The organism is Methylopila sp. 73B, assembly GCF_000526315.1.
Lineage (GTDB): Bacteria > Pseudomonadota > Alphaproteobacteria > Rhizobiales > Methylopilaceae > Methylopila.
In genome coordinates, this window is sequence record NZ_JAFV01000001.1 from 1659695 (window position 1) to 1676118 (window position 16424).

A 16424-nucleotide genomic window follows, 5' to 3' on the forward strand; every position below is an offset into this window, starting at 1 on the left:
TTCTTCGCCATTGGAAAGCGATGCGCGATGACGTATGTCGTCACCGAAAATTGCATTCGGTGTAAGTATATGGATTGTGTGGAGGTCTGTCCGGTGGACTGCTTCTACATGGGCGAGACCATGCTGGTGATCGCGCCCGACGAATGCATCGACTGCGGCGTGTGCGAACCCGAGTGCCCGGCGGAGGCCATCAAGGCCGACACCGAACCGAACCTGCAGGGCTGGATCGCGCTCAACGCGAAATACGCGGCCGTCTGGCCGAACGTGACCGAGAAAGGCGAGCCGCCCGCGGACGCCGCCGTCTGGGACGGCGCGTCGGGCAAGCTCGAAGCCGTGTTCGGAGCGTCCGATCCGGCGGCGGCGTGACGACGCGAGCTTGAGAGACCGAGAGACCGATGAGCAAGTATCTTGAAGAGCGCGTGACCCACGTGAAGCACTGGACGGACACCCTGTTCAGCTTCCGCACCACGCGCGATCCCTCGTTCCGCTTCCGCAACGGCGAGTTCACGATGATCGGCATCGAGGTCGAGGGCCGGCCGCTGGTGCGCGCCTATTCGGTGGTCTCGGCGAACTACGACGAGGAGCTCGAGTTCTTCTCGATCAAGGTTCAGAACGGCCCGCTCACGTCGCGGCTGCAGCACCTCAAGGTCGGCGATCCGATCCTCGTCGGCAAGAAGCCGACCGGCACGCTGGTGCTCGACAACCTGCTGCCGGGCAAGAATCTCTATCTGCTTGGCACCGGCACCGGCCTCGCGCCGTTCCTGTCGATCATCAAGGACCCCGAGACCTACGAGCGCTTCGAGAAGGTGGTGCTGGTCCACGGCTGCCGCCAGGTGAGCGAGCTCGCCTATGGCGAGCTGATCACCGAAGGCCTGCCAAAGGACGAGCTGATCGGAGAGCTCGTGAGCGAGGGTCTGATCTACTATCCGACCGTCACCCGCGAGCCCTTCCGCAACCGCGGCCGCATCACCGACCTGATGGCCTCCGGCAAGCTCTTCGAGGACATCGGACTGCCGATGATGTCCAAGGAAAACGACCGCTTCATGCTGTGCGGCAGCCCGGACATGATCCGCGACACCCGTCAGTTGCTCGTCGACGGCGGCTATGAAGAGGGCAACCACGGCGAGGCCGGACACTTCGTGATCGAGAAGGCCTTCGTCGAGAAGTGAGCCTTGATCTTTGAACGAAAAAGGGGCCGCGTGATCGTTCGCGCGGCCCCTTTTCGTTGACGCCTGCGATCAGGCGATCAGGCGATCAGGCGATCGAGCGCGACGCCGCCCGCACCTGCTGCGTCGCGGCGTCGATGTCGGCGGCCGAGCGCGCGATCGAGTTGAGGCTTTCCGTCACGGTCTCCACCGCCCGCGCCGCCTCGTGCATGTTCGCCGACATGTCCTGCGTCACCGCGGACTGCTCCTCCACCGCCGAGGCGATGTTGGTGGACGCGTTGTGGATCTGCTGGATCGTCGCCACCACGAGCCGGATCGCCTCGACGACGCCGGAGGTGGAGCTTTGGACGGTCGCGACGTTCCGGGAGATCTCGTCGGTGGCCTGGGAGGTCTGGGCGGCCAGGTTCTTCACCTCCGCCGCGACGACCGCGAAGCCGCGTCCGGCCTCGCCGGCGCGGGCCGCCTCGATCGTCGCGTTGAGCGCGAGAAGGTTGGTCTGGGCCGCGATGTCGCGGATCAACTCGGTCACGGAGCCGATCTCGGTCGCGGAGCTCGCGAGCCCGCCCGCGGTGTCGGACGCGCGGTTCGCCGCATCCACGGCCTCGACGGTGGTCTTCAGCGCGTAGTCGAGCTGCCGGCTGATCTCTGACACGGAGGCCGCAAGCTCCTCGGCGCCGGCTGCGACGTTCTGCACATTGGCGGTCGACTGCGTCGCCGCGGCGGCCGCGCTCGACGCTTCGCCGTTCGTCGCCGTAATGCGGTCGCCGATCTCGTTGAGGTCGCCGTCGATCGCGACCTGAACGGCCGCACGACGCGCCCGCTCGGCGACGTCCTTGGTGATGTCCATGGCGAACTTCACCACGCTCAGCGGCCGACCGTCAGAGTCCATCACCGGGTTGTAGGTCGCCTGCAGCCAAACCTCGCGGCCACCCTTGGCGAGACGGAGGAACTCGCCCGCCTGGTATTCGCCCCGCGCCAGCGCCTCCCAGAACAGCTTGTAGCTGTGGCTGGACTTGGCTTCCGCGCTCATGAACAGGCTGTGGTGACGCCCGACAACTTCCTCCAGGCGGTAGCCGGTGGCGGCGAGGAAATTCTCGTTCGCCTCGATGATCGTGCCGTCGAGGTTGAAGCGGATGACCGCCTGGGACCGCCGGATCGCCGCGATCTGGCCGGCGTCCTCGGCCGCCTTGATCTTCGCTGCCGTGATGTCGGAGGCGTACTTCACCACGCCGAACGGCTTGCCGTCGCGGCCGATCAGCGGGTTGTAGGAGCCGTTGATCCAGACCTCGCGGCCGCCCTTGGCGATGCGCCGGAACTCGCCGGCGCGAAAGTCGCCTTTGCCGAGCGCTTCCCAGAAGGCCCTGTATTCCGGCTTGGAGGCCTCGACCGGGTCGACGAACATGCTGTGGTGCTTGCCGCGGACTTCATCGAGTCCGTAGCCGACCACCGCCAGGAAGTTGGCGTTCGCGGTCTTAATGATCCCATCCAGCCCGAACTCGATCGTGGCCTGAGACCGATCGAGCGCCGCGAGCTTCGCGGAGGCTGCTGAATCGGATGAAAACGAAAAGAGCGACATTAATCTGCCCTCGGCCGGCGACAGCGCGTCCCGGCGCGGTTGATCTATGGGGGTAAGATGCGCCGCGTCGCGTCGTTCAAGGCGCACGACCACGGATTGGAAATGCGAGACGAAAATGAGACGTCGTTTAACGTCGCCGTCACGTGGCGACGGGCCGTCCACCAGCCTCTCACCCCACCTCGGCGCTCGCCGGTAGAATGCTTGGCGATGATTAACCGTGGGTTGATTTCGGCTGGGTACGTAGTTCCACGCGGGCTTGACCGCGCAGGCGGTTGACGCGAGGTGTGCGCTCCCCCGCCTCGAGCGTCGTTCCCGGATACGCCCCCTATGCGCCGCACCCCCGCCGTGATGCTGCAGGGCACCGGCTCCAACGTCGGCAAGTCGCTGATCGTGGCTGGGCTCTGCCGCCTGTTCGCCCGGCGAGGCGTTAGGGTCGCGCCGTTCAAGCCGCAGAACATGTCGAACAACGCCGCCGTAACCGTCGACGGCGGCGAGATCGGCCGCGCCCAGGCGCTGCAGGCGCGCGCCGCGGGGCTGCGGCCCCTGATCGACATGAACCCCGTCCTGCTGAAGCCCGAGAGCGAGACCGGCAGCCAGGTGGTGGTGCAGGGCCGGCGGCTTGGAAGCTACCGCGGCAAGGCCTATGGCGCGCTGAAGCCGAGCCTGATGCCCGCCGTGCTGGAGAGCTACCACCGGCTCGCGGCCCGCGTGGATCTCATGGTGGTCGAAGGCGCCGGCAGCGCCGCGGAAGTGAACCTCCGCGCCGGGGACATCGCCAACATGGGCTTCGCCGAAGCCGCCGACGTGCCGGTCGTCCTCGTCGGCGACATCGATCGCGGCGGGGTGATCGCGACGCTGGTGGGCACGCACGCGCTGTTGCCGCCGGCCGATCTCGCCCGCGTAAAAGGCTTCCTCATCAATCGGTTCCGCGGCGACGTCACCATGTTCGACGAAGGCTTGCGGGCGATCGCGGACCGCACGGGCTGGGCGTCGCTCGGGATCGCGCCCTGGTTCGCGGACGCCTTGAAGCTGCCGGCCGAGGACTCCGTCGACCTCGCCTCCCGCACGGGCCGGCGTGAGGGCGCGGTGCGCATCGCCGCCCTCGCGCTGCCGCGGATCGCGAACTTCGACGACCTCGACCCGCTCCGGCTCGACCCGTCCGTCTCCCTCACCCTGATCGCCGACGGCGCCCCGCTGCCGCCCGAAACCGACCTCGTGCTGCTCCCCGGCTCGAAGGCGACCATCGCCGACCTTGCGGCTCTTCGGGCCTGGGGTTGGGACGCGGACATTCGCGCCCATGTGCGCCGCGGCGGACGCGTGCTCGGCCTCTGCGGCGGCTACCAAATGCTGGGGCGCACCATCGCCGATCCCGACGGCGTCGAGGGCGCGCCCGGAATCGTCGCGGGGCTCGGCCTGCTGGCGGTCGACACCGTGCTGGGGGCCGAGAAGCGGCTCGCGCTCGTCACGGGCCGGCACGTCGCGAGCGGCGAGGAGGTCGAGGCCTACGAGATTCACATGGGCCGCACCGACGGGCCGGACACGGCCCGCGCCCCGTTCGAGGTGGCGGGTCGCCCCGAGGGCGCGGTCTCGGCCGACGGCCGGGTTGCGGGCGCCTACCTCCACGGCGTCTTCGCCCGCGACGGTTTCCGCCGCGCCTATCTCCAAGCGCTCGGGGGGACCGGCGAGGTCTACGGCTACGACGCGACGGTGGACACGACGCTCGACGCGCTCGCCGACCACCTGGAGGCGCACCTCGACGTCGACGCGCTGCTCGCAATCGCCCGGCGCGAGAGCTTCAGATGAACACCGCGAGCGCGACCGCCCAGAGCGCGGCGTGGACCGCGCAGGCTGTCAGGTAGAGCCGCAGCGCGCGGCCGATGTCCTGCGGCGTCGCCTGCGGATCGCCGTCGCGGTTCATGTAGGGGTCGTCGACCAGACGTCCGCCGTAGCTGCGTGGGCCCCCGAGCGCGAGGCCCAGCGCCCCGCCGGCAGCAGCTTCCGGCCAGCCGGCGTTCGGCGAGGCGTGCAGCGGCGCGTCCCGGCGCATCGCCGTCCAGGCGTGCCGCCAGGGCCGGCGCGTCAGCAGCGCCGCCACGACCACGATCGCGCCAGACAGCCGCGCCGGCGCGAGGTTGACGTAGTCGTCGAGCCGCGCCGCCGCGCGGCCGAAGGCGAGATGCCGCTCGGTCTTGTGGCCGATCATGCTGTCCGCGGTGTTGATGGCCTTGTAGGCGATGATCCCCGGCAGCCCGAGCGCCACGCCCCAGAGCGCCGGCGCCACCACGCCGTCCGCGAAGTTCTCGGCGAGCGATTCGATCGCGGCGCGCGACACGCCGGCCTCGTCGAGGCGCTTCGGATCGCGCCCGACAATCATCGAGACCGCCTTGCGGGCGGCCTCGAGCCCGCCGGCGGCGAAGGCGCGGCGCACCGCGGCGACGTGGAGGTAGAGGCTCTTCTGCGCCAGGAACACACTCGCCACGGCGCCTTCCGCGAAGACGCCGAAGGGAATGTCCGTGAGGGTCCAGGCGATGAGCGCGCCCGTCGCCAGGGCCGCGAGCGCCACGATCGTGATCGCGACCACGCCCCGCCTGCGACGCTCGCTCTCGTCGAGGTCCAGCCGGTTGAGCCTGCGATCGAGCGCCGCGACGCCGCGTCCGATCAGCACGACGGGATGGGCGATCCGGCGCCACACCGTGTCGGGGTCGCCGACCAGCGCGTCAATCGCGAGCGCGATCAACACCACCAGCGCATTGTGCGCGAGATCCATTCGCTTGCCGTCTCCCCGTCCCCGCAGACGATGGCCGCAAACCGCACAGGGCGCGCCGCTTGGTCAAGTGGTCGGACGGCTAGGTTTGATGCTAGGAGCGGGCCATGAGCATGCCGGTCACCCTCACGATCTGCCGCACCTGCCGTCCCGAAGGCGCGCCCGAAGACGTCGAACGTCCCGGCGCCGTTCTGCTGCGCGAGGTCGTCGCCGCGGTCGCCCTGCGCGAGGCGGCAGCGACGGTGGAGGTGAAGGCCATCGCCTGCCTCTCCGCCTGCTCGCGCGCCTGTTCGGCCACGGTCTCGGGCGAGGCCAAGTTCGGCTATGTGGTCGGCAACCTGTCGCCGCTCGACGCCGCCGACCTCGTCGGCTTCGCGCTCGCCCACGCCGAGAGCGCGGACGGAGTCCCGTCGTGGCGCGCGCGCCCGCAGGTGGTGCGCAAGAACACCATCGCCCGCCTGCCGCCGCATGGCGTATCCCACCCCTTGGTGGAGGAACCGGCGTCAGCCGCCGTCGATGAGGTGCAGGAAGGAGCCTGACACCGGTCCTGCGGCCAGGCCGCAGCGGGTTCCGTCGGGAAGCTGGAACAGCGGGTCGCCCGTCTCGGCGAGCACCGAGGCGTAGTGGAACTCGTGCGCCCGGTAGGCCGCGCCGTGAGCGCCGAGCGCGCTGTCCGCGACGAGCGTCGCGTGCCGGTAGCCCAGATGCAGCCTTCGCATCGCGAACGAGGTCTCGAGCCGGAGCAGGCCGAGCATGGCGTGGCGGACGCCGTCCGCGTCCACGAGGCCGTCGCCGAGCGCCATGTAGCCCCCGCACTCGCCGAACACGGCCGCCCCGCGATCGACCGCGTCGGCCATGCCGATCCGGAAACGCCCGGCCGCCGCCAGCCGGCCGGCGTGGAGTTCGGGGTAGCCGCCGGGCAGGTAGACCGCGTCGGCGTCCGCGGCCGGCGCTTCGTCGGCCAGCGGCGAGAACGGCATGAGCTCGGCGCCGCTCTCCCGCCAGGTTTCCAGCAGGTGGGGATAGGCGAAGCGGAACGCGACGTCGGAAGCGACGGCGATGCGGGAGCCCAGCGGCGGAACCGCCGGGCGGCCGACGTGAGAGACGGCGCGCGGCAGGGGCCGCGCCAGCGCCCGGATCCCGTCGAGGTCCACATGGGCTGAGACCAGCGCCGCGGCGCGGTCGAGGAAGCCCTCGAGGTCCGACATCTCCTCAGCCTGGACGAGGCCGAGATGCCGCGACGGCGTCTTGAGCTCCACACGGCGCGGCAGCGCGCCGAACACCGCGACCCCCGCCTCCGCGCAGCCCTCGCGCAGCAGCGCCTCGTGGCGGGGGCTCGCGACCCGGTTCAGCACCACGCCCGCGACCTCGGGGTAGCGTCGGCGAAACCCGTCGACCAGCGCGCCGACCGATTGCGCCATGCCGCCCGTGTCGACGACCATCACGACCGGCGCGTCCAGCATGCCGGCGACCTCCGCAGTGCCGCCCCGCCCCTCCACGCCGGTCTCGGCCGCGCGGTCGAACAGGCCCATGACGCCCTCGACGACCAGCAGCTCGGCCCCCTCGCCCGCCTCCGTCGCCAACGTCAGCACCCGGTCGCGGCGCATCGCCCAGCCGTCGAGGTTGAGGCAGGGCCGTCCGGTCGCGGCCGCGTGGAAACGCGGATCGATGTAGTCCGGCCCGATCTTCGCGGAGCCCACCGCGACGCCCGCCGAGCGGAACGCCCGCAAGAGGCCGAGCGTCAGCGTGGTCTTGCCCGAACCGCTGGCCGGCGCGGCGACGACCAGCGCGGGCGTCATCCGCCAGCCTCATCCGAAGGCGCGGCGTAGCCGCCGACGCCGAGCACGGGCGCCAGCGCCACGACCCCGCCGACCACCACCAGCACCGGCGGCTCGAGGCCGCCCGCGTCCTCGCCTGCGGCGAGCCGGCCCAGCGTGGTGCGCACCACCTTCTGGCGCGGGGTGGTGGCCTGCGCCACGATGGCCGCGGGCTCGGAGGCCGGACGCCCGGCCTCCATCAGCTTCTCGGCGATCACCCGCATGAGGCGGAACCCCATGTAGACCACCAGCACGGGCGAGCCCGCGGACAGCGCGGCCCAGTCGAGCCTTGCGGACAGGCCGCCCGAGGCGTCGTGGGCGGTGAGGAAGGTGACGGACTGGTTGACGTCGCGGTGCGTCACCGGGATGCCGGCTGCGGCCAGCCCGCCGACGCCGGCGGTCACCCCCGGCGCGACCCGGAACGGCACGCCGGCCGCGACGAGCCCCTGAGCCTCTTCGGCCCCGCGCCCGAAGACGTAGGGGTCGCCGCCCTTCAGTCGCAGCACGCGCTTGCCCGCGCGGGCGGCGTCGATCAGCCGGGCGTTGATCTCGGACTGCTTCGGCGAGGGACACCCGGCGCGCTTGCCGACGAAGGCGAGCTCGGCGGCGGGCGCGGCGAAGTTCAGCACGGCGTCGTTGACGAGCGCGTCGAAGAAGACGACATCGGCCTGTGACAGTCCCCAGGCGGCCTGAAGCGTCAGCAGGCCGGGATCGCCCGGGCCTGCGCCGACCAGCCAGACGGCGCCTGGGGCGAACACGGGCAGCGCGCGCGCGAAAGCGGGATCGAAGGCGACGGGGGCGGAATGAACGCGCGCGGGATCAGAGGCAGTCGACATGCGCGGGACCATGGCGGTTCGGACGGCGCCGCACAATCCCGCGCCGCCACGTCGTTTCGGATAAAGGCGGCGCTGTGATGGCGGCCTGTCCGCGCGTTCTGGTGCTTGGCGGCTCGTCCGAGGGCTTCGCCGCGGCTGAGCGCTTTTCGAAGCTCGGCTATGACGTCACCACCTCCTTCGCCGGCCGCACCGGCGCGCGGCGCCAGCCCGTGGGACACGCGCGCGTCGGCGGATTCGGCGGCGCGGAGGGGCTCGCGGCCTATCTCAAGGCCGAACGCGTGGCGCTGGTGATTGACGCCACGCACCCTTTCGCCGCCCGCATGAAGGCCAACGCCGCCGCGGCCTGCGGGACGACCGGGACTCCGCTGATTCATGTGGAGCGGCCGGCGTGGCGGCCTCAACCCGGCGACGACTGGCGGACGGCGCCCGACGTGACGGCCGCCGCCGCGCTGGCGCCGGCGACGGACGGCCCCTGCTTCGTCACCGTCGGCCGCCAGGAGATCGCGCCCTTCGCCGCCCGCCGCGACCTGACGCTTCTGCTCCGCGTGATCGACCCGCCCGACGCGCCCTTCGACCATCCGGCGGCGACCTTCCTCTGCGACCGCGGCCCCTTCGCGCTGGAGGCGGAGCGCCAGCTGTTCGCGACACGGGGGATCGGGTCCGTCGTCTCGAAAAACAGCGGCGGCCCGGCGGCGGAGGCGAAACTGGTGGTCGCGCGGGAACTGGGGCTGCCGGTCGTCATGGTGGAGCGACCGCCCCGCCCCGAAGGTGTGACGGCGGAGAGCGTCGAGGAGGCCGCGCGGCTTGCGAGGGAGATGCTCGGGTTGAGATCCGACTGACGCAACCTCCTGGGCCACCCTCACCCGTCGTCCTCCGGCTCGACCGGAGGACCCATCTGCGGCGTAGAGATCGACGTCGGACATGGATGGTCCGGTCAAGCCGGACCATGACGGCGAGGGTGACATGACGGTTGCGAGCGGCGACGACGGTCCGCGCGCGCCCTAAACCTATCTCTCACCTCCTCATGCTGAGGAGCATGCCGTAAGGCATGCGTCTCGAAGCACGCACTCCCCCCAGAGCCGGCGCCCGGATCCCATGACCCGCTCCCCTGATCACCCCCGCTGGCTCACCGTGGTCGGCGTCAATGAGGACGGCCTCGACGGTCTCGGCCTCGCGGCCCGCGCGGCGCTCGCGACCGCGGAGAAGGTCGTTGGCGGCGCGCGCCACCTCGCGCTGATCCCGGCCGAGGCGTCTCCGAAGGCCGAGCGCCACGCCTGGCCCTCGCCCATGCTGCCGTTCCTCGACGTGCTCGTCTCCTGGCGCGGCCGGCCGGCCGTCGTGCTGGCGAGCGGCGATCCGCTGCTCCACGGCGTCGCCGCCACGCTGCTCGGGCGGGTGGGGCCTGAGGAGATGACCGTGCTGCCGGCGCCCTCCGCCTTCCAGCTCGCCTGCGCGGCGATGCTGTGGCCGGTCGCCTCCACCGCCCTCGTCACCGCCTGCGGCCGGCCGGTGGAGACGCTCGCGGCCGAGCTTCACGACGGCGCCCGCATCGTGCTGTTCTCCGCCGACGGCGCGACACCCGCCGCGGCCGCCGCGCTGCTGGTCGCCCATGGCTACGGCGACAGCGCGGTCACAGTGCTCGAGCGGCTCGGCGGGCCTCACGCCGCGGCGACGTCGCTGCCCGCCCATGCGGTCGGCGACCGCAGCTTCGACGCGCTCACCACGATCGCGATCGCCTGCGTGGCGGGGCCGGACGCGCGCCTGCTGCCGCGCGTGCCGGGCCTGCCCGACGACGCCTTCGCCAACGACGGCCAGATCACGCGCCGCGAGGTGCGGGCGCTGACGCTGGCGCGGCTCGCTCCCCTCCCCGGCGCTTTGCTCTGGGACGTCGGCGCAGGCTCGGGCTCGATCGGAATCGAATGGATGCGCGCCGCCCGCGGGGCGCGCGCCATCGCGCTGGAGCCGCGCGCAGACCGCGCCGCCCGCGCCCGCGCCAACGCCGCCCGACTCGGCGTCCCCACGCTCGACGTGCGCGAGGCCGCCGCGCCGGAAGGCCTCGCCGGCTTGCCCCGGCCCGACGCGGTGTTCCTCGGCGGCGGCGCGACGGCGCCCGGCGCGTTGGAGATCTGCTGGGCCGCGCTGAAGCCCGGCGGGCGGCTCGTCGCCAACGCCGTGACGCTGGAGACTGAGACGAAGCTGCTCGCAGCGCGCGGGACGCTGGAGGGCGACCTCGTCCGCCTCCAGATCGCGAACGCCGAACCGGTGGGCCGCATGACCGGCTGGCGGCCAGCGATGCCGGTCACCCAGTTCGTCGCCACCAAGCCGCGTGGCTAAGGAGACGGGCATGACCGTCCATTTCATCGGCGCAGGCCCTGGCGACCCGGACCTCATCACCGTGCGCGGCCGCGACCTGATCGCCCGCTGCCCCGTCTGCCTCTACGCCGGCTCGCTGGTGCCGAAGGCGGTGGTGGCCTACGCGCCGCAGGGCGCGCGCGTGCGGGACACCGCCGGCATGGCGCTGGAGGAGATCGTCGCCGAATTCGAGGCGGCGCACGCGGCGGGGCTGGACGTCGCGCGCGTGCACTCGGGCGACCCCTCGCTCTACGGCGCGACGGCCGAGCAGTTCTCGGCGCTCGCCGCCCGCGGCATCCCGTACGAGATCACCCCCGGCGTGCCGGCCTTCGCCGCCGCCGCCGCGCGGCTCGGGGTCGAGCTGACGGTGCCCGAAGTCGTGCAAACGGTCGTCCTGTCCCGGCTCTCCGGCCGCGCCTCGCCGATGCCCCCGGCCGAGACGCTTGCGAACGTGGCGGCGTCCCGCGGCACGCTCGCCCTGCACCTCGCCGCGAAGCAGCTTCCCCGCATCGCAGCCGAGTTGACCCCGCTCTACGGGGCGGACTGCCCCGTCGCGCTGGTCGCCCGCGCGACCTGGCCCGACGAGGTCATCGTGCGGGGGACGCTCGCCGACATCGTCGAGAAGGTCGCGCCTTATGGCGTGGAGCGCACGGCGCTGGTGCTGGTGGGCTGGGCGCTCCGGGGCGCAGGCGACGCGACAAGCGCGCTCTACGACGCCGCCCACGACCGGCATCTGAAACCGGCGACGGAGTGAGGCGTACTCAGCCCGCCGCATCGGCCAAGAACCACGTCAGCCCGCCTCGTCAGCGAAATAACTGCGGGGCGTGTAGACCCACGTCTTGCCGTCGGCGCGGGCGAAGGCGCGGGTTTTGGACGATCCGATCAGCACCAGCGTGCGCATGTCGACAAGGTCGGGGTCGAGGTCGCCCAGCGTCGTCAGGGTGAAGCCTTCGCCTGTCCGACCGACGCTGCGCGCCAACGCCACCAGCGTCTCCGGCGCGCGCCGGGCGCGGAGGATGTCCAGCGCACGGAAGAGCTGCTCGCGGCGGGTCTTGGAGGCCGGGTTGTAGAGCGCGATGACGAAGTCGCCCTCGGCCGCGGCGGAGAGCCGCTGGGCGATGATCTCCCAGGGCTTCAGGTAGTCCGACAGCGAGATGGTCGCAAAATCGTGGCCGAGAGGCGCGCCGAGGCGGGCGGCGGCGGCCTGCATGGCGGAGACGCCGGGCGTGACCTCGACCGCGACCGAGGGCCAGCCCGCGGGCGCCGCCTCCAGCGCCTCCATCACGGCCGCCGCCATGCCGAACACGCCGGCGTCGCCGGAGGAGACCACCGCCACCTCGCGCCCTTGAGCCGCGAGCGTCAGCGCCGCCTGCGCGCGCTCGACTTCGACGCGGTTGTCGGAGCCGTGGCGGCGCTGGCCGGCGCGCTCCGGCGCCATGGCGAGATAGGGCTCGTAGCCCACGAGATCGGAGGCGCGGTCGAGCGCCGCCGCCGCCTCCGGGGTCAGCCAGCCGCGCGGGCCGGGGCCGAGGCCGACCACCGTCACGCGGCCGGGCGCGCGCCCAAAATCCTCGGGCGCGACGGGCGCCGGAAAGCGATGGATGCGCAGGCCGGGCTCGGCGTGGATCGTCTCGCCGTCCTCCAGCCGCTGCTCGACGATCCTGAGCGGAACGCCGCGCGCGGCGAGCGCCTCGACGAAGAGGTGGTGCAGCGGCGCGCCTTCCGGCGCCAGCGCCGCCCCCAACGCGGCCGGCGCCAGGGCGAGCCGCGCCACCGCGGCGTCGAAGGCCTCGAGCGTCGCCATGTCGGGCCGGTCGAAGGCCGCGACCAGCACCTGCGGGTGGAACAGCAGGCCGTCGGCCGGCGCGGGAACGTCCTCCGCGGTCACCCGCAGCAGCACCGCGCCGTCGTCGCCCTGCGGCAGGTCGGACGCGCGGAGCCAGGGCGCCTCGCCCTCGATCCGGGCGCGGGCGCCGGCCAGCAGGTCGGAGGTGGCGCGCTTGGCGTCCTGCGGGTTCGCCAGCACGTAGCCGTGCGGCGGGCTTTCCAGCACGAGACCGAAGCGGCGGGCGCCCGCGCCGGTGATGGCCGCCGCGCCGCCCAGCGCCGCGGCGACCGTCCGCGCCAGAGCATCCGCGCCGGCGAGGCCGCCGAGCAGCGGGACCACCGCCGCGCCGTCGTCGGACACCGCCAGCACCGGCGGCTCCACATGCTTGTCCCGGAGAAGAGGCGCGATCAGGCGGATCAGGATGCCCGCGGCGCAGACGCCGAAGATCGGCCGGCCCGCGCGAAACGCCTCCGCCACCGCGCTGGCGGCGTCCTCGAAGACGCCGTCGAGACCCGTGACGCGGCCTGCGAGGCCCGCCGTCTCCCCGCCCACGGCCGAAGCCGTCCGCCGCGCGGTCTCGGCGCCGGAGGCGTTGAAGGCGAAGACGATCGGCCGAGGCGCGGCGTCGCGCGTCACGGCGTCTCGAGACCGGGCAAGACGATGATGGAGAAGTAGGGCACGGAGGCCGGGTCAACCTCGGCGGCCGGCAGCACGCGCTCGCGCTCCTGGCTGGCGCGCTCGACGTAGAACGCCCGCTCCAGCACGCCGGCGGCGTCCAGCGACGCGCGGACCTTTGCGAAGGTGCGGCCGAGCTTCATGACGACGGCGGCGTCGGCGGCGGCGAGCCGTCGCGTCAGCTCCTCCGCCGGCAGCGTGCCGGGGATGACGGTGACGGTGTCGCGGCGGAGCACCAGCGGACGGCCGAGCGCGACCGGGGCCGCCATCACCGAGGAGACGCCCGGCGTCACCGTGGTCTCGTAGCGGTCCTTCAGGCGGTGGTGCCAATAGATGAAGGAGCCGTAGAAGAACGGGTCGCCCTCGCACAGCACGCAGACGTCGAGGCCACGGTCCAGGCGGGAGGCGATGTCCTCGGCGCTCGCGTTGTAGAAGTCGCGCATCACCTGCGGGTAGGACGGCAGATCCGCCTCCGGGCTCGCCGTCACCGGATAGACCAGCGGCAGCAGCTCCTGGTCGGGGCGGAGATGCGGGCGGGCGGCGGCGAGCGCCACGCCGTTGCCGGCCTTGGCGGCGGGATAGGCGATGACCTGCGCCTGCTGGATCAGGCGCAGCGCCTTCAGCGTCAGGAGCTCCGGATCGCCGGGCCCGACGCCGACGCCGGAAAGTCGTCCGGGGGCGGTCATTCCTTCGGGTCCGCGACGGCGTTGATTGCGGCCACCGTCATCGCGCTGCCGCCGCGCCGTCCGAGCAGCGTGAGGAACGGGACGCCGCGGGGGTTCGACGCCAGTTCGTCCTTCGATTCGGCCGCCCCAATGAAGCCGACGGGCAGGCCGAGGATCGCCGCGGGCTTCGGCCAGCCGGCGTCGAGCCGCTCAAGCAGGTGAAACAGCGTCGTCGGCGCGTTGCCGATCGCGACCACCGCCCCGTCCAGCCGATCGCGCCACAGCTCGACGGCGGCGGCGGAGCGCGTGGTTCCGAGGTCGGCCGCGAGCCCCGGCGTGCGCGGGTCGTCGAGGAAGCACAGCACCTCGTTGTCGGCCGGCAGGCGGGATCGCGTGACGCCGGAGGCGACCATCTTGGCGTCGGTGATGATGGGCGCGCCGTTGCGCAGCGCGGCGCGGCCGGCCGCGACCACGGCGGGGTCGAACCGGACGTCGGCGGGCAGATCGGTCATGCCGCAGGCGTGGATCATCCGCACCACGGCTCCGGCGACGTCGTCGGGCAGTCCCCCAAGATCGGCCTCCGCCCTGATCGTCGCGAACGAGCGGCGATAAATCTCCGCCCCGTCCTTCACATAGTCCATCACGCCCGCCCTGAAGCCTCGCGACAGCCTTGTGACGGGGGCGGCGCCGGCTGGCAAGGGGGCAATCCGACGGGCGTCCCGAGCTCCGACGTCGGCGCGCGCCATTGACGGAATGGGCCGATAGGAGATGGCCGAAGGCGCGACGTCGATCCGCCGACGGACGATGCTTGTGGCGATAACGCATCGTGACCGACCGCCCTGAGACCTTCCGTTCCAGAACGACGCGGCCGAATGCTGTGCGGAAATGACGCAAAACTATTTTCTGGCGACAACAGCGCAGCTAACCTTCACATCGATCGATGCAATCCTCATACGATTATCGATTGATTACTTCATTTTAATCTCTCATTAGCCACATCATGACACGTTCACGCCAGCGCGGTAGGACACGGGCTGTTTCGGGGACTGGTGGAATGCACAAATTTGATCTTTCGATAAGCAAGAAGCTCATCGGCGGCTTCGGCCTTCTCATCGCCTCCCTGGCCGCGCTCGGCGTCGCCGCGATCATGGGCGCGCAGACGCTCTCCAGCGCGAACGACCTGCTCGGCGCGCACATGCTGCCGAGCGTCCGCTCCGCCGCGACGCTGCGCGCCTCGGTCATCGACGTCCGCCTGAGCGTGGCCAACATCATCAGCTTCGACGACAAGGCCGATCTTGCCAGCGAGAGCGCTCGCCTGAAGGACAAGATCGCAGCCATCGAAAAACGCGCCAAGGATCACGAGTCGCTGGTCTCGCTTCCGGGCGAACGTGAGCTGTTCGACACCTTCAAGACCCAGTGGAAGAGCTACGCCGCCAAGCTTCCCGATGTCGTGGCCGCCGCCGTCGCCGGCCGGAAGGGCGACGCGGTCGCGGAGAACCTCGTGAACCGGGTCAGCGCGCGCGAAGCCATGGACGCTCTGGACAAGATGGTGACGCTGAACGACGTGGCCGCCGACGCCGTCGTCAAGGAGAGCGCGGAAAGTTCGGACTCGGTCAGGACGATGATCCTGACCATCGCGATCGTCGCGGCGCTCTCGGCTTTCGCCCTCGCGTTCTTCATCATCCGCGGCGTCAACAAGGGCATCGCCTCGATCGTCGACCCGATGAAGCGGCTGGCCGCCGGCGACCTGACCGCGGAGGTGCCGCATCAGGGCGCAAACACCGAGATCGGCCTGATCGCCGACAACGTGCAGATCTTCAAGGGCGGCCTGATCCGCATCAGGCAGCTCGAGGAAGAATCCGTGCTCGCCCGCGCCTCGGCCGAAGAGCAGCGCAAGAAGACCATGCGCGACATGGCCGACGGATTCGAGATGGCCGTGTCCGGCATCATCTCGATCGTGACGTCAGCCTCCACCGAGCTCGAAGCCACCGCCCGCTCGATGTCGTCGACGGCGACCGAGACCGCCGCCCAGTCGAACACGGTCGCAGCGGCCGCCGAAGAAGCCGCCGTCAGCGTCCGCACGGTGGCGGCCGCGGCCGAGGAGCTCGGCGTCTCCGTCGGCGAGATCCGCCGTCAGGTCGCGGGGTCGGCCAGCCTCGCCCACACCGCCGTCGCCGAGGCCGATGAAACCGGGCTGGTGGTCGAGAACCTCGCTGACGCCGCCACCAAGATCGGCGACGTCGTCGCGATGATTTCGACGATCGCGGGCCAGACCAACCTGCTCGCGCTCAACGCGACCATCGAGGCGGCCCGCGCCGGCGAGGCCGGCAAGGGCTTCGCGGTCGTCGCCGCGGAGGTGAAGGATCTCGCCAGCCAGACCGCCAAGGCGACGGAGCAGATCTCCAGCCAGATCGCCCGCATCCAGTCCTCGACCGGACAAGCGGTCGGCGCCATCGGCGGCATCGCCAGCCGCATCAAGGAAATCAGCCATGGCGCGTCGCAGATCTCGACCGCGGTCGAGCAGCAGGGCGCGGCGACCCAGGAGATCGCCCGCAGCGTCTCTCAGGCTGCAAGCGGCGCGAACGAAGTGACGAGCAACATCGCGGGCGTCTCCCAGGCGGCGGACGAGACGGGCGCCGCCGCGGCCCAGGTGCTGGGCGCGGCCTCCGAACTGTCCCGTCAGTCGACGAGCCTCAGTACCGAAGTCAACAAGTTCCTCGCAACCATCCGCGCCGCCTGACGTCG

15 protein-coding genes are annotated in these 16424 nt (G+C 71.6%); 8 read left to right on the top strand and 7 right to left on the bottom strand.

Annotated features, from left to right (window positions below):
• Nucleotides 1–27: 27 nt before the first annotated feature.
• Both fdxA and K244_RS0107880 read left to right on the top strand, forming a co-directional pair.
• Nucleotides 28–366 (top strand): ferredoxin FdxA, encoded by a 339-nt coding sequence (fdxA, locus tag K244_RS0107875; RefSeq protein ID WP_024816382.1) that lies wholly within the window; start codon nucleotides 28–30, stop codon nucleotides 364–366.
• A gap of 29 nt (nucleotides 367–395) precedes the next feature.
• Entirely contained in the window at nucleotides 396–1169 is a 774-nt protein-coding gene (locus tag K244_RS0107880; protein WP_020185711.1) for a ferredoxin--NADP reductase, read from the top strand.
• Nucleotides 1170–1254: 85 nt separating this feature from the next.
• Here the strand turns inward: K244_RS0107880 and K244_RS0107885 are convergent, their stop codons facing one another.
• The gene (locus tag K244_RS0107885) at nucleotides 1255–2742 is read right to left on the bottom strand and encodes a PAS domain-containing methyl-accepting chemotaxis protein (RefSeq protein ID WP_020185712.1); all 1488 of its coding nucleotides are present in this window, start codon (nucleotides 2740–2742) and stop codon (nucleotides 1255–1257) included.
• Nucleotides 2743–3069: 327 nt separating this feature from the next.
• Between K244_RS0107885 and K244_RS0107890 the strand changes: the two genes are divergently transcribed.
• A complete protein-coding gene (locus K244_RS0107890; RefSeq protein WP_020185713.1) occupies nucleotides 3070–4545 on the top strand; it encodes a cobyric acid synthase in 1476 nt (491 codons plus the stop codon).
• On the opposite strand, the gene cbiB is transcribed toward K244_RS0107890, so the two are convergent.
• Nucleotides 4538–5509 (bottom strand): adenosylcobinamide-phosphate synthase CbiB, encoded by a 972-nt coding sequence (gene cbiB / locus K244_RS0107895; protein WP_020185714.1) that lies wholly within the window; start codon nucleotides 5507–5509, stop codon nucleotides 4538–4540. The two genes, K244_RS0107890 and cbiB, sit on opposite strands and share 8 nt — an antisense overlap.
• A gap of 104 nt (nucleotides 5510–5613) precedes the next feature.
• Here cbiB and K244_RS0107900 point away from each other — a divergent pair, with 104 nt between their 5' ends.
• The gene (locus K244_RS0107900; protein ID WP_020185715.1) at nucleotides 5614–6045 is read left to right on the top strand and encodes a DUF1636 domain-containing protein; all 432 of its coding nucleotides are present in this window, start codon (nucleotides 5614–5616) and stop codon (nucleotides 6043–6045) included.
• Here the strand turns inward: K244_RS0107900 and K244_RS0107905 are convergent.
• Entirely contained in the window at nucleotides 6010–7305 is a 1296-nt protein-coding gene (locus K244_RS0107905) for a cobyrinate a,c-diamide synthase (RefSeq protein ID WP_020185716.1), read from the bottom strand. The genes K244_RS0107900 and K244_RS0107905 overlap by 36 nt on opposite strands.
• Entirely contained in the window at nucleotides 7302–8159 is an 858-nt protein-coding gene (gene cobA / locus K244_RS0107910; RefSeq protein WP_051460101.1) for a uroporphyrinogen-III C-methyltransferase, read from the bottom strand. The genes K244_RS0107905 and cobA overlap by 4 nt, the downstream gene beginning before the upstream one ends.
• 77 nt (nucleotides 8160–8236) lie before the next feature.
• Here cobA and K244_RS0107915 point away from each other — a divergent pair, with 77 nt between their 5' ends.
• The 3 genes from K244_RS0107915 to cobM all read left to right on the top strand — a co-directional run bounded on the left by K244_RS0107915 (nucleotide 8237) and on the right by cobM (nucleotide 11265).
• Entirely contained in the window at nucleotides 8237–8998 is a 762-nt protein-coding gene (locus K244_RS0107915) for a cobalt-precorrin-6A reductase (RefSeq protein WP_020185718.1), read from the top strand.
• 256 nt (nucleotides 8999–9254) lie between these two features.
• On the top strand, nucleotides 9255–10493 hold the full coding sequence (gene cbiE / locus K244_RS0107925) for a precorrin-6y C5,15-methyltransferase (decarboxylating) subunit CbiE (protein WP_020185719.1): 1239 nt from the start codon (nucleotides 9255–9257) through the stop codon (nucleotides 10491–10493).
• Nucleotides 10494–10503: 10 nt separating this feature from the next.
• On the top strand, nucleotides 10504–11265 hold the full coding sequence (gene cobM, locus K244_RS0107930) for a precorrin-4 C(11)-methyltransferase (protein WP_020185720.1): 762 nt from the start codon (nucleotides 10504–10506) through the stop codon (nucleotides 11263–11265).
• Between the two features lie 36 nt (nucleotides 11266–11301).
• Here the strand turns inward: cobM and cobJ are convergent, their stop codons facing one another.
• The 3 genes from cobJ to K244_RS0107945 are packed head-to-tail and all read right to left on the bottom strand — an operon-like array spanning nucleotide 11302 to nucleotide 14320.
• Nucleotides 11302–12975, bottom strand: a complete 1674-nt coding sequence (gene cobJ, locus K244_RS0107935; RefSeq protein ID WP_020185721.1) for a precorrin-3B C(17)-methyltransferase — start codon at nucleotides 12973–12975, stop codon at nucleotides 11302–11304.
• The gene (locus tag K244_RS0107940; protein ID WP_020185722.1) at nucleotides 12972–13700 is read right to left on the bottom strand and encodes a precorrin-2 C(20)-methyltransferase; all 729 of its coding nucleotides are present in this window, start codon (nucleotides 13698–13700) and stop codon (nucleotides 12972–12974) included. Before K244_RS0107940 ends, cobJ begins: the two co-directional genes overlap by 4 nt.
• A complete protein-coding gene (locus tag K244_RS0107945; RefSeq protein WP_020185723.1) occupies nucleotides 13697–14320 on the bottom strand; it encodes a precorrin-8X methylmutase in 624 nt (207 codons plus the stop codon). The genes K244_RS0107940 and K244_RS0107945 overlap by 4 nt, the downstream gene beginning before the upstream one ends.
• 413 nt (nucleotides 14321–14733) lie before the next feature.
• Here K244_RS0107945 and K244_RS0107950 point away from each other — a divergent pair, with 413 nt between their 5' ends.
• Entirely contained in the window at nucleotides 14734–16419 is a 1686-nt protein-coding gene (locus K244_RS0107950; protein WP_020185724.1) for a methyl-accepting chemotaxis protein, read from the top strand.
• Nucleotides 16420–16424: the final 5 nt, after the last annotated feature.